Source organism: Streptomyces neyagawaensis (assembly GCF_023516595.1).
GTDB lineage: Bacteria > Actinomycetota > Actinomycetes > Streptomycetales > Streptomycetaceae > Streptomyces > Streptomyces neyagawaensis.
Map to the genome: position 1 here is coordinate 17,425 of NZ_JAMGBG010000074.1, position 16,697 is coordinate 34,121.

General features: G+C 70.9%; 13 protein-coding genes. 6 read left to right on the forward strand and 7 right to left on the reverse strand.

Annotation, left to right across the window (positions count from 1 at the left end; translation table 11 throughout):
* Positions 1 to 97: 97 nt before the first annotated feature.
* Together M8J73_RS28025 and M8J73_RS28030 are read left to right on the forward strand one after the other, a co-directional pair.
* Positions 98 to 820 (forward strand): dienelactone hydrolase family protein, encoded by a 723-nt coding sequence (locus M8J73_RS28025; RefSeq protein WP_055540314.1) that lies wholly within the window; start codon positions 98 to 100, stop codon positions 818 to 820.
* A 311-nt stretch (positions 821 to 1,131) separates the two neighbouring features.
* On the forward strand, positions 1,132 to 1,824 hold the full coding sequence (locus M8J73_RS28030; RefSeq protein ID WP_055540313.1) for a hypothetical protein: 693 nt from the start codon (positions 1,132 to 1,134) through the stop codon (positions 1,822 to 1,824).
* Positions 1,825 to 1,909: 85 nt separating this feature from the next.
* Here M8J73_RS28030 and M8J73_RS28035 read toward each other — a convergent pair whose 3' ends face one another.
* A complete protein-coding gene (locus tag M8J73_RS28035; protein WP_249829232.1) occupies positions 1,910 to 2,071 on the reverse strand; it encodes a hypothetical protein in 162 nt (53 codons plus the stop codon).
* Between the two features lie 125 nt (positions 2,072 to 2,196).
* Between M8J73_RS28035 and M8J73_RS28040 the strand changes: the two genes are divergently transcribed.
* Both M8J73_RS28040 and M8J73_RS28045 read left to right on the forward strand, forming a co-directional pair.
* Entirely contained in the window at positions 2,197 to 3,465 is a 1,269-nt protein-coding gene (locus M8J73_RS28040; RefSeq protein WP_055540873.1) for a helix-turn-helix domain-containing protein, read from the forward strand.
* 20 nt (positions 3,466 to 3,485) lie between these two features.
* Complete coding sequence (locus M8J73_RS28045) at positions 3,486 to 3,881, forward strand: TOBE domain-containing protein (RefSeq protein ID WP_055540874.1); 396 nt, start codon at positions 3,486 to 3,488, stop codon at positions 3,879 to 3,881.
* Positions 3,882 to 3,890: 9 nt separating this feature from the next.
* On the opposite strand, the gene M8J73_RS28050 is transcribed toward M8J73_RS28045, so the two are convergent.
* A complete protein-coding gene (locus M8J73_RS28050; protein ID WP_055540875.1) occupies positions 3,891 to 4,733 on the reverse strand; it encodes a hypothetical protein in 843 nt (280 codons plus the stop codon).
* 273 nt (positions 4,734 to 5,006) lie between these two features.
* Entirely contained in the window at positions 5,007 to 5,498 is a 492-nt protein-coding gene (locus M8J73_RS28055; protein ID WP_249829233.1) for an ATP-binding protein, read from the reverse strand.
* A gap of 412 nt (positions 5,499 to 5,910) precedes the next feature.
* Between M8J73_RS28055 and M8J73_RS28060 the strand changes: the two genes are divergently transcribed.
* Entirely contained in the window at positions 5,911 to 6,678 is a 768-nt protein-coding gene (locus M8J73_RS28060; RefSeq protein WP_249829234.1) for a transglutaminase domain-containing protein, read from the forward strand.
* A 73-nt stretch (positions 6,679 to 6,751) separates the two neighbouring features.
* Here M8J73_RS28060 and M8J73_RS28065 read toward each other — a convergent pair whose 3' ends face one another.
* A complete protein-coding gene (locus M8J73_RS28065) occupies positions 6,752 to 8,242 on the reverse strand; it encodes a HAMP domain-containing sensor histidine kinase (protein ID WP_249829235.1) in 1,491 nt (496 codons plus the stop codon).
* A gap of 11 nt (positions 8,243 to 8,253) precedes the next feature.
* The gene (locus M8J73_RS28070; RefSeq protein ID WP_206187995.1) at positions 8,254 to 9,012 is read right to left on the reverse strand and encodes a response regulator transcription factor; all 759 of its coding nucleotides are present in this window, start codon (positions 9,010 to 9,012) and stop codon (positions 8,254 to 8,256) included.
* Positions 9,013 to 9,256: 244 nt separating this feature from the next.
* On the opposite strand from M8J73_RS28070, the gene M8J73_RS28075 reads away from it, so the two are divergent.
* Positions 9,257 to 10,558: a glycosyltransferase family 4 protein gene (locus M8J73_RS28075; RefSeq protein ID WP_055541708.1), complete on the forward strand. Its 1,302-nt coding sequence runs from the start codon at positions 9,257 to 9,259 to the stop codon at positions 10,556 to 10,558.
* 91 nt (positions 10,559 to 10,649) lie between these two features.
* Here the strand turns inward: M8J73_RS28075 and M8J73_RS28080 are convergent, their stop codons facing one another.
* Positions 10,650 to 13,547 (reverse strand): glycosyl hydrolase family 95 catalytic domain-containing protein, encoded by a 2,898-nt coding sequence (locus M8J73_RS28080; RefSeq protein WP_055541707.1) that lies wholly within the window; start codon positions 13,545 to 13,547, stop codon positions 10,650 to 10,652.
* 81 nt (positions 13,548 to 13,628) lie between these two features.
* The gene (locus M8J73_RS28085) at positions 13,629 to 16,433 is read right to left on the reverse strand and encodes a DNRLRE domain-containing protein (protein ID WP_055541706.1); all 2,805 of its coding nucleotides are present in this window, start codon (positions 16,431 to 16,433) and stop codon (positions 13,629 to 13,631) included.
* Positions 16,434 to 16,697 lie beyond the last annotated feature (264 nt).

A 16,697-nucleotide genomic window follows, 5' to 3' on the forward strand; every position in this document is an offset into this window, starting at 1 on the left:
GAGCGCTGTATCGACATGGGTGCTCCCCTCTGGGGTCACGGTCGGACGGTAGGTCGTCCGGGAGCGCCGTTCTCACGCACTCCCGAAAGGCACGACCATGCGATTCACTTCCGAACTGCGCCTCGACGACGGTGTCATCGAACGCGAGTTCCTCCTCGGCGAGATCCCCGGCACCCTGTGGACGCCCGAGTCCGCCGCGCCGGTCCCGCTGATCCTGACGGCCCACAACAACGGCCTGCCCAAGAGCGATGCCCGGCTGGTGGCCCGGGCGCGGAAATCCGCCGCGTACGGCCACGCGGTGGCCACCATCGACGCCGCCGGGTGCGGTGACCGGCCCCGTTCCGCCGCCGACGAGCAGGCCCGCGCCGATCTGCGGCGGGCGATGCGGGCCGGCGAGCCGGTCGACGAGATCTTCGAGTCGCTCGTCGGCCCGCTGGTCGAGAAAGCGGTCCCGGAGTGGCGGACCGCCCTGGACGCGCTCCTCGCGCTGCCCGAGATCGGCGGCCCGGTCGGGTATTCGGGGTGGACGGCCCTCGGTATCCGGCTGGCGGTGACCGAGCCGCGCATCGCGGCGGCCTGCTGTTTCGCCGGGGGCTTTGTGCCCCGCGCCCAGCGCGAGGAAGCCCGGCGGGTCACCGTTCCGCTGCTGCTCCTGCTGCAGTGGGACGACGAGGGGAATCCCCGGCAGCGGGCCCTGGACATGTTCGACGCCTTCGGCTCCCGGGAGAAGACGCTGCACGCCAACCTGGGCGGGCACACCGGCACCCCGTGGTTCGAGCTGGACGACAGTAACCGCTTCTTCCGCCGGCACCTGAAGTGAGGCCGGGCCTGCACCTGAAGTGAAGCCGGGCCCGCCCCGGCCGACGGCGAGCGGCTCGACACGCCGTTCGCACGGGCGGTCGGGGCGGGCACCGCTGACGGCGGCGGCTGGGGGCCGGCCACGCGCCCGACGCCGCTGACGGCCTCGACGGTGCCGGCCACCCGCCTGGCGGCACTCCCGTTCCGTACCTTCGGGATGCCCTTCAGGGAGGTGCCCTTTCGGGTGGTGGCTGGAGAGACAATTTCGGCCAAGATCCGCGGTTCGTAGGGTCGTTGGCGCAGCCAACAGCCACGTGTCACGGGGAGCCCCGCATGTTCACTTCCACCACAGGTCGTCTGACGTCCGCCGCCGTCGCCACGGTGGCCGGTCTCGCCGTCCTCGCGCCCGCAGCCCAGGCCGTGGAGCAGGGTCCGGCCGAACCGATGGCGCCGCGGCTGACCGTCGCCGGGTACACGAAGTACCTCAAGGCGCAGTCCACGCCGGAGGCGAGGAAGGCGCTGAAGAGGTTCCTGGCGCTCACCAGGGGACAGCAGACCGTCTTCGTGAAGGACCTCCAGGACCGCCGGATCCACAAGGCGCTCCTCGGCAAGGTGGCGGCCCCGATCGGCAAGCCGGTCAGCATCACCGACCCGTACAACAAGGAGGTCCGGTTCGTCACCCAGGCGACCTCCAAGGTCGGCAAGGACAAGGACCGCACCACGACCGTCAGCTTCACCGTGACCCAGGAGATCTTCCGTATCCCGGTCACCAGCGAGACGCTCACCATCAGCTACCCGACCGCCGGGCAGGGGCCGAAGAAGGTCACCGGCAAGGCGAAGGTCACCAACGTCAACGCGGCCATCGCCATCAAGGACAACCCCCGCGTCGTCGTGAACGGCTCCGAGGCGCAGACCCTCTGGGTCGCGATCCCGCAGGTGAAGTCCTTCGGCAAGCCCGTCCACAAGAAGCAGCACATCCAGCGCACCGCCCCCGGCTTCCGCGCCCAACTCACCGACCTGGGCTGACAGACACGGGACGGCGGCCGGCCGGGGGCCGGCACCCCGGCCGGCCGCCAGTCCCGCCACCCCGGTCGCCCGCCACCCCCGTCCGTCACCTCCCGCCGAACCAGTACGCCCCTCCCAGCACCCCGGCGAGGCTCCCGAGCAGGCTGATCAGTCGGTACGGCGGCCGCTGCACCACCAGGTGCACACCTCCCGCGCGGAACTCCATGAAGGGCGTCGTGGGACGCTCGGTCGAGTGGTGTGATGCCATGTTTCGCTCCGGTCCGCTCAAGCCGTTGAGTACAGTCCCACCTCACCGGCCGACGGTGATGTTGCGTCAGAGCGCCGGTCCACATGCGCGAGACGGGCGCATGTGCGTGACCGGGAAACTTGGGGGTGCCGGTGGTCCGCGAGCTGAACGCGGGGCGGGCGAAGCGGGGCCCTGACGGGCTCGCCGTCCTGGACCATCTGCCCGAAGGCCCCCGCCGTGCGCTGGTTGCGCGCCTGCGCATGTTGCGTGAGGCGTCCGGCCTGACCAACGAGGAGCTGGTGGAACGGCTCTCGAAGGAGGGCGTGACCCTCAGCGCCTCACGCCTGTCGAAGTTCCTCAACGGCCACGAGGTGCCCAGCCGCGCCCAGGTGACGGTGTTGCACCGGCTGTGCGACGCCGCCGCCGGCGGCGAGTCCGCGCCGGAGGCCGTCAAGGAGACCCAACGGCTCCTGTACGCCGTGCTCGACGCCGAACGGAGCGCGAAGCCCTTACGCGCGAAGGAGTTCGACCTGGCGGAGACGCGGGAGCAGCTGGAGCAACTGCGGGTGCGGACCGCCGCCGATCTCAGCGCCATGCGGGACGAACTGGAGCGGGAACGGACCCTGCGCCGCCAAGCCGAGGAGGCCCTCGGACGGCTGGTCACCGCCGCCGGCGACCACGCGCGGGAGATCGGTGAGATCGCGGCGGAGCGCGACGCCGCCCGGCAGCGGATCGTCGAACTGGAGGAGCAGATCAGGCAGCACGAGGCGATGCTGCGGCTGCACGACGACGATGCCCGCCACCTGGACGAGATGGCGGCGGCGACGGCCCGAGAGCTCGTCCGGTACGGCTCCCCCGAGCCGGTGGAGGTTCCGGAGCACACCCCTGACCCGACCGTCCGCGTGAAGGAACTCGTCGCGCTGGTGGAGCGGCTGCGCGACGAGGACCGCGACGAGGAGGCGGACCAGGCACTGCGCCGGGTCTGCGAGGAGACACCCGACCTGGTGCCGGATCTCTGGCAGGCGTTCCGCACGGAGAACCGCCGGCTCGACGCAGAGCGGCTGCTCGTCCTTACGTCGATGCGCTGCGACGGGATCACGCTCTGCAAGCTGTGGCGGACCCGGCGGTTCGGGTTCGAGGTCCACGACGTTCTGATGCGCGAGCGGTGGGTCGACGACCTCGTCCCCGTCATCGCCTCGCACACCCCGTTCGACGAACTCAGTCGGTTCGTGAAGGCCTGCCGGGAACGGGACGAGTCCGACGCGCTGGGCATCCTGGCCCGCAGCTGCAGACCGCGGCCTTTCAGCGAGGTATCGGCACTTCGCGCGGCCGGGCTGCCGATCCGGTGGTCCTTGTACTGGCGCTTGCGGGCCGTCGTCCACGGGCGGGAGACGGAGCATGAGCGCATACTCTGACCGGCGCCTATCTTGACCCCATGCAGTCCTACACGATCGGTCAGGCCGCGCGGTTGCTCGGGGTGAGCCCGGACACCGCGCGGCGGTGGGCGGACGCGGGCCGGGTCGCGACCCGGCGCGACGACAGCGGGCGTCGGCTCATCGACGGCCGGGACCTCGCGGCGTTCTCCGTGGAACTGGCCGCGGCCGACGCCGCCGAGGACGACGTCCCCTACACCTCGGCCCGCAACGCGTTCCCCGGCATCGTCACCGCCGTCAAGCTCGGTGACGTGGCCGCGCAGGTGGAGATCCAGGCCGGCCCCCACCGCCTGGTCTCCCTCCTGACCCGGGAGGCCGTGGAGGAGCTGGGCCTGGAGGTCGGCATGGAGGCCACCGCCCGCGTGAAGTCCACGAACGTCCACATCGACCGGACCTGAGCCGGGAGATCAGGGCCGTTCGAAGAACTGGAGCAGACCGCCCGCACAGAAACAGAGCGCGCCGGCGAGGGTGCCTGCGTTGGCGATGTCGGCGTTGACCAGGCTGCCGGTGGCCGGGCGGGTGTAGGCGGCGACCGCCGAGACCATGAAGAGGAGGGATCCGAGCTGGTTCACGGCGACGATCCACCAGCCGAGGTCGCGCGGCAGCAGGCGTGGCCGGCCATGGCAGACCTCGACGAGGGCGAGATGGCCGGAGATCAGGAAGAGCAGGCAGCCGATCACGTCGGGCGTCCAGATCAGCCGGTTGATCTGCTGCGTGGTCAGCCCCTGGAGGAAGGAGTCGAGCAGGTTGACGCCGAACACCAGGGTGCCGCTGAACAGGACGAACGTGCTCAACCAGTCGGCCCGCCCCGGCTCGTAGCTCCACCATCGCCAGTGCCGGGTGACCAGGGCGCCTTCGCCCCCGGGCACGTGGCGGGGCGCGTTGACCACCTGGAGCAGGGACACATAGCCGCCCGTGGTGAAACAGAGCCCGCCGACGAGGTAGATCGACGCGCAGGTGGTGGCGTCGCGGGAGCTGAACTGGGCGACGGCGGCACCCGCGGCGAACAGCGCCCCGCCGAGGACGAAGGCAGTGGCGGCGAGCGCGTTGAGCCTGCGCAGCCGGGCGACGGAGGTGCTGTCGGCGCTGGCCCGGTGGGCGGCGTCCGCTCCGGGCGATCGGACGGTAATGAGGCCGCGGCGGCGGGCGAGACGGGACTCCCAGACGGCGGTACCGCCGCCGGGCGGCTGCCAGGTGAGCCGCGTGACGAACGGTCCGGCGCCCTCGGCGTGCTGCTCGGGCCGTCTCATACGGGCGGGGCGGCGGCGAGGCCGCCCTGTTCCACGGGTCCGTCCAGGGAGCGTCTCCGCGTCACTCCCTGCCAGGGGCTGCCCCCCGCTTCTCTCATGGCGTCTCCCCGAGTCACCGCGGATGGGGCGCCGTCGGCCACGGGCCCCTGAACCGTCATCGACTCTGCCAGAGCCGGGGGGAGGCGGCCCGCCGTCGGAGCGCCCGCTGGTCCGATCAGCGGATGGCCGGGCGTCGAGGCTGAAGCCGCCGCCGGGGCGATCCGCCCGGTGGGGCTACGCGCGGGCCGCCAGGTCGAACCAGACCGCCTTGCCGTCGGGGTGGACCAGGCCGCCGCCGTAGGGGAGGGCGGCGGCCGTGCCCCATTGGCCCTCGGTGAGGGCGTCCACGAGGTAGAGGCCGCGGCCGCCCTCCTCCCAGCCCTCGGAGGTCAGGTCCCGCATGACCGGGGGGCTCTCGTCACCGTCGTAGACGATCACCCGGACCCGCCAGGTCTCCACCGCCAGCCACAGAACCGATCCTCCGCCTTTGGCGTGCACACACGCGTTCGTGACCAGTTCGGAGGTGCACAGGGTGGCCGCGTCGACGAGGTCGTCCAGGCCGAGGGCGCGCAGCACCGTGGCGACGAAGTCGCGGGCGATGAGGGGCGAGGTTTCCAGGGGCGGACAGAACAGGGTGTACGTCGTCGCCGTGGGTGAGACCCAGGGGGTGGGGGACGGGGTGCGGGGAGAGGGGACGGCGGGGAGGTTCGGGGCGGTATCGGGCATGGCTGACCAACTCCATTGCGACGAGAAGGGATGGGGTGGGTCCCTACCGCGTCTGGCTCCTCCTCGGGTGTCGACGGCCCGGGGCGCTTTCAACTGGCGGTACTCAGGGGTTAATTGCCGAACGGTTGCGCTTTGTACATCAGTTGAGCACTCTCCGTGAGCGCAGGAATGACCGTAGTCGGCATATTTGCACCGCCGCAATGGGGTCGCGGGAAGTACTACGAAAGCGCGTCGCCGGGGCGTGCCGAGCCAGGGCCCCGGGAGGTGAGCGGAGCGCCTGCTCACCGGGGAGGGGGACGGGCACAGGCTCGGACATGCCCCGTGTGAGGATGGACGGCGGGCGCTCGCCGGGTATACGGGGGCGGGGGGCCCGTACGGGGAGCAGCGGGGCACACGGGGAACGGGGACGGGCATGACCAGTCGGTTGCTCATGGCGTACGGCGCGCGGGAGAGGCGGGCCGGGGCGGCGGTTCCGGGCGCGAACGACGTCCGCGGATCCACCCGGGCCACGCCCATCCTGGACCACGACGACCCGCTGGTGCAGGCGATCGCGGGCCGGGTGGTGAGCGAGGCGACCCCGCTGGAGGCGCTGCGCGCCGCGCACCGGATCATCGCGCGGGACGTGCGGCCCGTGTACTCGGTCGAGGACCGGCGACGGGTGTCCCGGACCCTGCGGCTGGGGCGCGGCTCGTGCAGTCAGCGGATGGCGGCGCTGGAGGCGGTCGCTCGTGCGGTCCGGGTGCGGACGCGGGTCCGCGGGCTGCTCGTCGACGGCGCGTTCTGGTATCCGCGCTTCCCGCGGCTGAAGCCGTTCGTGCCGGCGCAGGTTCTGCTGGCCTGGCCGGAGTTCCGGATCGACGGCGCGTGGCTGCCGGTCGGCGAACTGTTCACAGGACCCGCCGCGGGCCGCCACTACGCCAACGCCGGCGGGGAGACCCTCTTCGACGCGGTGGCCCGCACCGGCATCGACTGGGACGGTGGTTCCCCGGCCGAGGTGAGCGCCTGTGCCGCCGACGGGGGCTCCTGCGACCTGTCCGCCCAACTCGTCGCGGACCTGGGCCACTTCGACGACCGCGACACCCTCTTCGACCGCCACGGCCAGACCCTCTGCCGGACGGCCCGCACCCTGACCGAGCCCGTCCTCGGCCGCTGGACCCCGGCCACCCGCACCCCGGCCTGACGCCCCGCCCCGCCCCGACAGTCGCGCTCACTGCCCATCCACCGCCCCACCCATCCACCGCCCGGCCGGTCCGTCAGGCGTCGGCTCCCCGCACCGTGAAGCCGATCACGAGCCCCCCGCCCGCCCGCCGGAAGGCGAACGGGGTGCCGCCATGGGCGGCTGCCACCGCGCGGACGATGGACAGGCCGAGGCCGGAGCCGGGGAGGCTGCGGGCGTCGGCGGCACGGTAGAAGCGGTCAAAGATGCGTTCGAGGTCGCAGTCGGCGACGCCGGGCCCCCGGTCCAGGACCTCCACCCGGACCACGTCGGGCCCGTCGCCCTGGCCCACGTCGTCGAGGTCGACGAGGTCACCGCCGCCCCGTGCCGGCCCCCGAGCGACCACCACCTCGATCGCCCCGGTCCCGGCGCGGTCGAACTTCGCCGCGTTCTCCACCAGGTTGGACACGGCCCGCTGCAACGCCCCCGCCCGCCCCTCGACGGTCGTGTCGCCCTCCACCCGTACGGCGACCTCCCGGCCGGTCCGCCGCCGCGTGGTCGCCGCGACGTCCTCGGCGATGTCGGCGAGGAGAACCCGCTGCACGGGCTCGGTGCTCGACTGCCCGGCGGCGAGGTCCACCAGCTCGTTGACGAGGTCGGTCAGTTCGCGGGCCTCCTGGGCGAGGTCGTCGACCAGTTCCTCCCGCACCCGGGCGGGCAGTTCGTCGATGCGCCGCAGCAGCGAGATGTTCGTCCGCAGGGAGGTCAGCGGGGTCCGCAGCTCGTGCCCCGCGTCCTGCACCAGCCGCCGCTGGTCCTCCTCCGACTGGGCCAGCCGCACCAGCATCCGGTCGAAGGACCGCCCGAGGCGCCCCACCTCGTCACGACCCGCCACCGGCACCTGGATCCCCAGGTGCCCCGTCCTGGCCACGTCCTCCGCCGCCCCGGCCAGCTGCACCAGCCGCCGGGTCTGCCGCCGCGCCAGCCACCAGCCGAACAGCCCCGCCGAGACGACGACACCCGACACGAACAGCAGGGTCCGCTGCTGCAACTCCCGCAGCAGGTCCTCCGTGTCACTGAACTCCTGGGCCACCTGCACGGCCCCACGCCCGCCACCGAGCGCGACGGTCGCCACCCGGTACCGGCCGCCGCCCACCTCGACCTCGCCGTGCTCGACCATCGTCCCGGCGAACCTCGCGCCCGCGGTCCGGCGGTCGGCCGGTCGGACGGGCAGACCGGGGTCGCCCTTGTCGAGTACCTGCCCCTCGGGGCCGAGCACCTGGACGTCCGTACGGCCGGAGCGGATCAGGTCGTCGCGGGGGCCGCCGCTGTCCGAGGGCGCGAAGTCCTCGGGCCCCAGCCGCTCCTGCTCCACCAGCTCCCGCAGATCGCGGACCACCTCGGCGAACACCGTCTGCTGGTCCACCCGCACCAGCCGCGCCGCCGCGCTGTAGCTGAGGATCCCGACGAGCACGGTGACGACACACGCCACCGCCACGAACGACATGGTGAACGTCGCCCGCAGCGACGGCACCGGACGCAGCCGGGCCGGCACCCGCGACAGCAGCCGGACGAGACGCGGTGGCACCGCCCGCCGCCTCAGTCTTCCCGCAGCGCGTACCCCACACCCCGCACGGTGTGGATCAGCGCGGGTGCCCCGGGCTCGTCGAGCTTGCGCCGCAGATAGCCGACGTAGACGGCGAGGTTCTTGGAGCCGGGCCCGAAGTCGTAGCCCCAGATACGGTCGTAGATGGTGGCGTGGTCGAGGACGATCCCCGCGTTGCGCACGAGCAGTTCGAGCAGGTCGAACTCGGTCCGCGTCAGCTCCAGCTCCCGCGACCCCCGCCACGCCCGCCGCGCCTGCACGTCCATCCGCACCCCGGCCGCCGACACCAGCCCGGACTCCTGTGCGGGACCCGCCGCACCCGCGGCACCCGGCGCGACCGGACCCGATGCCTCCGGGGACGGCTTCCCGGTGAGGTCACCGGCGTTGCCGGTCCGGCGCAGCAGCGCGCGCAGCCGGGCGAAGACCTCCTCCACGTCGAACGGCTTGACGACGTAGTCGTCCGCGCCGGCGTCGAGCCCGGCGATCCGGTCGGCGGTCTCCACCAGCGCGGTGAGCATCAGGATCGGCGTCCGGTCGCCCTCGGCGCGCAGCACCCGGCAGACCTGGAGGCCGTCTATGCCGGGCATCATCACATCGAGGACGAGCACGTCGGGCTGCCTGCGGTGCGCCTGCGCCAGCGCCTCGACGCCATCGGCGACCGCCGTCACCTCGTAGCCCTCCAGCGTCAGCGCCCGCTCCAGGGCATGGCGGATGGCTCGGTCGTCCTCGGCGAGCAGCACGTTCTGGGGCACCCCACCAGTCTGCCAAGGTCACGGCCGCGCACCACCTCGCCGAGTGCGCCCGAACGCCCCTTCTTACCGGCCTCTCACCACGACCGCGCGGTCGGCTTACCCCGCCGCAGGACGGTGTTCGTGTGACACCGGCCCGCAAGGGAACCCGGGTGGAAGGGGTGGATGCAGTAAAAAGGGTCGGAACCCTCCCCAATTCTCCGATACATCGTCAATACCGTCGGGAAGGTAGTGCATGAGCCGTCGGATGAAGATCGTGTTCCTGCTGCACAACGCATACGCCATCGGCGGCACCGTCCGAACGACCCTCAACCTGGCGTCGGCCCTCGCGGACCACCACGACGTGGAGATCGCGTCGATGTCCCGCCACCGCGACGAACCCCGTTTCACGGTCGACCCCCGGATCACCCTCGTGCCCCTGGTCGACATCCGCGCGAACAGCGCCGACCTGCGCGATCCGGCCCAGATGCAGCCCGCCGTCGACTTCCCGACCGCCGACAAGCGCCACCGCCAGTACAGCCGCCTCACCGACCGGCGCGTCCGCGGCTATCTGGCCGGCTGCGACGCCGACGTCGTCATCGGCACCCGCCCCGGCCTCAACGTCTACGTCTCCCTCTTCGCGCCCCGCCGCGCCCTGCGCATCGGCCAGGAACACCTGCGCCACGACGCCCACTCCCAGCAACTGCGCGCGGTCCTCGCCCGCCACTACCGCACCCTCGACGCCGTCGTCACGACGACGGCCGCCGACGCCGAGGTGTACCGCGCGCGAATGAGGCTGCCGGGCGTACGGGTGATGTCCGTGCCCAACATCGTCCCCGCCACCGGCGTCACTCCCTCGGACGGCACCGCCCCCGTCATCGCCGCCGCGGGACGCCTCGCCCGCGGCAAGCGCTTCGACCTCCTGCTGGAGGCGTTCGCCAAGGTCGCCGCGAAGGAACCGGAGTGGGAGCTGCGCATCTACGGCGGCGGCAAACAGAAGGACGCCCTCCAGACCCTGATCAAGGACCTCGACCTCACCGGCCGCGCGCATCTGATGGGCCCGCACACCCCCATCGAGGACGAGTTCGCCCGTGCGTCGCTCGTCGTCAGCGCCTCCGACGCCGAGTCGTTCGGGATGACCCTCGTCGAGGCCATGCGCTGCGGGGTCCCCGTGGTCAGCACCGACTGCCCGCTCGGGCCCGCCGAGATCATCACCGACGGTGTCGACGGCCGCCTCGTCCCCGTCGACGACCCGCACGCCCTCGCCGACGCCATCCTGGACCTCGTCACCGACGACGCCCTGCGCCGTGCCATGGGCCGGACGGCCCTGAAGTCGGCCCACCGCTACGACCCGGCCCCGATCGTGACGCGGTACGAGGAACTGTTCGAGGAACTCCGCGCGACCCGGCTCCGGCGCGCCGGGGAGAGCTGGACGGCGAGGGCGCGCGTCTGGCTGCACCGCAGGGCACGTTCCTGGACGGGCCCGGCTCGTGCTTTCACGGGTGCGGGACTGTCCCAGGTGCGGCTCCGCCGCCCGGGCGCGAGCAACCAGCAACGACACGCGGCCTGAACCGAGCCGACGCCGGGGCCGTCGCTCGGCATCGGTCGGGGCCGGGCCGCGGCGGCGAGTCGGATCGCCGCCGCTCACCTGCCCAGGCCCGTCACAGGCCCACTGGCTGCCATTCCTGGTTGGAGCCGCCGTTGGCGGGCCACTGGATGATCTTGGCGCCGTCGGCGGTGGATCCACTCTGCACGTCCGCGCACAGGCCGCTCTTGATGTTGACGAGGCGGTAGTAGCCGCTGGTGGCCGCCGGAACGAGCTTCCACCACTGGTGGGTGCCATTCGCGTCCGACCGCTGGTCCAGGGCTGTGCCGTTGCTGGTGGAGCCGCCCGGGACGTCGAGCACCTTGCCGCTGTTGACGTTGGACAGGCGGAACGAGCCGTCGTGGTCGGGGAGCAGCTTCCACTGCTGGTTCGCGCCGCCGGACGACGTGTACTGGATGACGGCCCCGCCGTCGGAGGTGGAGGAGCCGGAGACGTCCATGACCTTGCCGCTCTTGCGGTTGACCAGCTTGAAGGGGCCGGTCAGCAGGCCGATCGTGATCGTGGTGCTCGTTCCCGCGGTCAGCGACACCCTGCGGGCGTGGTTGCCCAGCGACGACGTGGTGACCGTCGCGCCGGTGCTGACGGATGTGATGCCGCGCCGGCAGATGAAGGTGATGTTCTGGTCGATGTCGGAGGTGAGCCTGACGGTGGCCGTGCGGGCCGCCGTGTCCCAGGACAGCGACTGGACGGTGATCCGGTTGCGGCCGCGGACGCCCTTGATGGTGCCCTTCGCGAGCTGGTCGGGCAGGGCGGGGAGGATCTCGAGGACACCGGGGCGGGTGTAGACGAGTGCTTCGCCGAGGACGGCGGGGATGGCGTTGGCGGCGTCACAGTTGTAGATGTCCAGGTTGGGATTGTGGGAGGTCATCAGACTCCGCCACACCATGTTCTTGCCGTAGATCTTCAGCAGGTTGCCGTAGACGCCGGGGCCGTCCTTGAGGCGGGCGCGGGCCAGGGCGCGGTGGAGGCTGCCGTGGGCGGAGTAACCCCCGTCGCCTCGCTTGTCCAGGGCCTTGGCCGCGTACTTGACGAGGTCGGGCTTGTCCTCGGGGTTGATCTCGTGCAGCGGCCAGGCGCCGTACAGGTGCTGGACGTGCCGGTGGTCGTAGCGGTCGGTCAGGCCCGGCCAGGACCACTCGGCGAGCGCCCCGTCGCTGTTGACGGTGTAGTCGGGCAGCTTGGCGAGCAGGGCGGTCCAGCGTGCCACGCCCTTGCCGCTTCCCTGTTCCAGGCCGAGTTCGTTGGCGGCGTCGATCGCGGCCTGGAGCGCGTGCCGGCCGGCCATGATGTCGCCGGTGGCGTTGATGGAGAACGCCTGGCTGGTGCTGAGCGGCCTGTTCTCCATGGAGTAGGAGGGGACGAAGACGGCCTTGCCGCCGGCGTCGGTGCGGGTGAGGAAGTCCTCGTAGAACAGGGCCAGTTCCATCAGGGCCGGGCCGAGCTTGTCTCTGTAGAAGGCCGCGTCGCCGGTGACCTGGTAGTACTCCAGAAGCGGGTAGAGCAGCCAGTCGGCTCCGCCGGTCCAGGCCTCGCCGGGGAAGCTGGTGTTGTTGAAGTGCAGCATGTGCCCGTACTCGCCGTCGGTCCGGGACGGGGCGAGGAAGCCGCGGGCGCCGTAGAGGTTGGTGGCGTTGTCGCGCCAGTGCTGAAGCTGCCCGAGGACCAGGTCGAAGTAGCCCTGCATGGCGTCGGTGAGGTCGAGGATGTTGCCGCCGGCGACCTGAAGGTTGATGTTGGCGTCGGTGGTGAAGTCGTCGGCCCAGGAGCCGTTCCAGGTGCCGGTCCAGATGCCGGTCAGGCGTGGTGGCAGGACACCGCTGGAACTGATGAAGAGATAGCGGCCGGAGTCGTACATCCGCTCCAGCAGGGCGACGTCGACAGCGGAGGCGTTGTTGTTCTGGCGGGCTATGAGCTCGCTGGTGGCCAGCCGGCGGTCGGCGGCGGAGACGTTCAGGTCGATGCTGGAGCGGTCGTACATGGCCTGGTGCTTCGGGGTGTGGCGGCCCAGGAGGGTGGCGTAGTCGGCCGTCAGCGCGGCGAGGGTGGTCTGCAGGGGCCGGCTGTTCCAGCCGGTGGAGGTCTCGTACCGGCCGAGCTTGGTCAGCAGCAGCACCTTGGTGGCCTTGGCGACCACCAGGGTCTGCCCGTCGGCGGTGACGGAGGAGCCGCTGCCGGAGGCCACGACACGGGTGACGCCCTCGTAGCCGTACGCGCCGCCGGAGGGGTAGGTGCCGCGCAGGTTCAGGTAGCCGTCGCCGCTGGTGACGGTGGCGGTGGTGGAGAAGGAAACTCTGGTCGGCACGCCCGTAAGAGCGGTGTTGACGCTGATGGTGGTGTCCACGGTGCGGCCGGTGGCGGGCAGCAGCTCGTGGACGATGACCTGGTCGGCGCGGGAGACGAAGACCTGGCGCTTCCAGGTGCCGTACTGGTCGGTCCAGGTGTGGGTGACCTCTCCGGTGCGGAAGTCGGTGACGCGGGCGAAGTCGTTGACGGTGGTCATGCCCGGGGTGCTGAGCTGGAGTTCGTAGCCGGGGTGGAAGGTCTGCGTCCAGCGCAGGCTCCAGCCGTTGGCGAAGGTGGTGGAGGCACCGGAGTAGTCGCCGGCCAGTGCCTGGTCCCGGGCGGCTTCGAGCTTCCCGGAGAGCACCGGGGGCATGACGTTCCGGGTGCCGTTGGGCAGCACGAACCGGTGATGATTGAAGATCATCTTCTCGAGTGTCGGGTCCCCGTAGTAGACGGCCCCGTACTCGCCGTTTCCGGTCAGGAACCCGTCGGTCCAGGCGGAAGCGGTGGCGTTGTCCCAGATGCCGCGGTCGGGCAGGGTGACCTGGGGCGGTACGGCCTCGGCGGCACGGGAGGCGAAGACGAAGCCGGGCAGGGTCGCGGCGCCGGCGGCGAGGGCGGCCGTGGTGAGGAAACGCCGACGGTTGAGGGGAAGCTCGGGCAGTGGCATGGGGCGACTCCGTTGTCGGACGGTGAGTGCAACCGGACGGCTGAGGCCGGCCCGTCCCTCGGGAGCGGGCCGGCCGTGTGTCTACGGGGTCACGGTCAGCGCGGGCGCCATCTCGGCGGTCCCGTTGGTGAGCTTCCCGGAGCCGGTGGCGCCTTCGGAGCTGACGAAGCGCAGCTCGTGGTTGGTGCCTCCCGCGTTGCCGACGGCGAGCAGCAGCGTGGACTGCTTGGCCGCGTAGGCGTTCTGGACGAAGGACGTGATGTCCACGGTGATGTCGCGGCCGTCGATGGCGTTGCCCTGATGGGTGCCGCCGCCCTCGGGGACGATGGTCGAACCGAGGGTGAAGGTGGCGGACTTCGCGACGGAGGAGTTCGTCGCGGTGAAGCTCGGCCGGTTCTGCCAGGTCATGGTGGTGATCGGGCAGGACGTGCCGCCGCCGGTGCAGGTGGTGCTGCTGACGGGTTGCACCAGCAGCTGGTCGGTGTCGGTCGACGGGACCGACGAGTAACGGTGGCCGACGTAGGTGAGATGGAGTGTCGCCTGGGTCGGTGCCTTGGTGAGGCTCCCGAGGGGGAACTGGATGTAGGAGAGCTTTCCGTCTCCGGACCCTGTGGTGTACTGCTCCCCCATCAGGCCCACGCCGGTGTTGCGCGTGATGAGCGTGAGGTCCGAGGAGTTGTTCTTGCTCAGGTCGCCGGTCCACGCGCCCACCCAGGTGTCGCCGTCGGTGGGGGCGCCGGCCTTGACGTTCTGGGTCTGGCCGTTCGCGTCCGTGTAGGTGCGGGTCAGCGTGGAGACCCCGCTCGTCGTCAGCGGGAACTGGCCGGTGTATCTGACGAGCTGGCCCCCGACGCGAAGGTTCTTCAGCGTCGCGTTCGTGACGCCGGTGATCGAACTGCTGGTGCTCTGCTTCGAGAACCACACGTTGTCGAGGGTGAGCGTGCCGATCGGAACCCTGGTGTACGTGTACGCGGTGCCCGACCCGTCGGGGTTGGGGGCGTACCCGTAGGTCGCCTGCTGCTCGGCGGTGATGGTCTGGGTTGATCCGTTGCCGCCGTTGATCCCGACCGGTCCCTTGGTGAACCGGGAGTTGTCGATCGAGCTGTTCTTCACCACGATGCTCTGGAAGCGCGGGTACGGGTTGGGGCTGTTGTGCGTGAAGATGCCGCCGGCCGACGGTGACACGGAGTTGAAGTTGTCGAACGTGTAGTTGGTGAGCCGGTGTCCGTACGCGTGCCATCCGATGCGGATCGCGTTGCCGGCGGCGACGGACCAGTTCAGCGTGTTGCTGACCGAGATGTTCTTCGTGTCCGCGGTGTCCCAGTGGTAGTTGTCGAACCCGAGTTCGTCGGCGACGGTGTCGTGGGCGCCCACCGCGTTGACATAGCCCTGGACGTCGGGGGTCGAGGTGCCGAGCTGGAAGTTGTTCCACACGCCGGAGGCCAGCGGGGTGAATCCGTCGCTGGGGTTGTAGTGGCCGGAGGCGAACGCGTCGTCGTTGCCGAGGGTGAAGACGCCGTTGGCGGTGATGTCCTGGCCGCTCGCGAAGTCCGTCCCGTCGATCCACGGCTGACGGTACGGGGTGAGGGCCTTGATGTTGTTGAACGTCACCCTGGTGGCGGTGTGGGTCTCGTAGTTCCACTGCTTCGCGTCGCGCACATAGGTGTCGTTGAACGTGATGTCCGACGAGTGCATGACCATGACGCCGCCCTGGTGCTGGCTGCGGTAGGCGTCGTGCGAGTCGCCGACGCTGCGGGCGTTGTAGTTCGCCACGCCGTTGCCGTCGAAGACGCCGCGACCGTCGATCTCGATGTCGCTCGAGTTGATGATCCCGACCGCCGGCTCGAACGCCTCCATGTACGCCTGGACGCGGTTCTTCAGCAGGGCCCCTTCGTCCGTGTAGATCTTCAGCTTGCCGCCCTTGAGCTTGCTGCCGTCCACACCGTTGACCAGGAGACCGGACCACACGTACGTGCCGTTCGGGAAGTAGAGCGTGTTGAGTGCCGTGGGGTTGGCTTTGATGGTGTCGATGGCGGCCCGCAGGGCGTACGTGACGTCGCCCGCGGCCATCGTCCGCACATTCGGGTACCGCACATTGACGCTGCTCGCGCTCACCAGACTCCCGGCCGAGGTCTTCTGACCGGCGGGTATGGCGGTGCCGTTGACGGTCTTGCCCGCCATGGAGCTCGTCGTCGCGGCGGGAGCCTTCTGAGCCGCGCTGTTGGGGTGCGCGGCGAGGTACTTCGCCGCGAACTGCTGGAAGTTGAGGACACCGGTCTGCAGGTTGACGCCGGAACCGTCCGGTGCGCTGGTGGTGTCCGGGCGCCGCGCCGGGTCTTCCAGGGGGTCGTTGACGACCGCCAGGTAGGGCTGTCCCGTGGCGTTGGTCGAGTCGCCGTTGACCATCACGATCGCTTGGTTCAACCCGGCGTCGGCCGACAACTGGAACGTCAGGGTGTGCTTGTCCGCGCTCACGGAGACGCTGCTGGACGGGTAGTAACGCTCCGGGTAGATGTTCACCGTGTTGATCGTGGTGCTGGGCAGCGTGACCGTGATCGTCGGTGTCCGGGAGTCCGACGCGAAGCGCGCGATGTCGAAGTTGTGGCCGTTCTGGGTGTACTGGACGGCTTGGACGGGCGTGCCGGCGACTCGCACCTGGTACTTGGTGGACGCCACGTCCGGGGACGTCGTCGTTCCGCCTCCCACTCCGGTCGCCGCGTAGGTGTGGACGGTGGTGGCGGCCTGTGCGGGGGCGGCACCGGTGAGCATGAGGCTCGCCGCCGCGATGGTGGCGCTCGCGGCTGCCGCGATGATGCGCTTCACGCGCGATCGGCGTCGCGCGGGGGCGGGGTTCGGGTCGGCGTCGTCGCCGGCCGGTCGGATCATGCCTGTCTCTCCTCAGGACGAGACCTTCACAGGTCTGTTCAGGAGCTCCCCGCCTGCCGGAGACGGCGCGGAGCATGGCGCGACGCCACGGCCGGGTGCGGCCGCCGGCGCCGTCGCGACCGAGAGGACCACTGGCGCCTTGAGGGCGATGGCGCCGAGTGACACGGGGGGGTGGTTCCGCGCGGTGGGGCCGCGACGGTTTATCTCGTTGACCGATCCATGTGACCGATGTGGCCGGGATGTTAATGTCGCATTTCTGGAGCC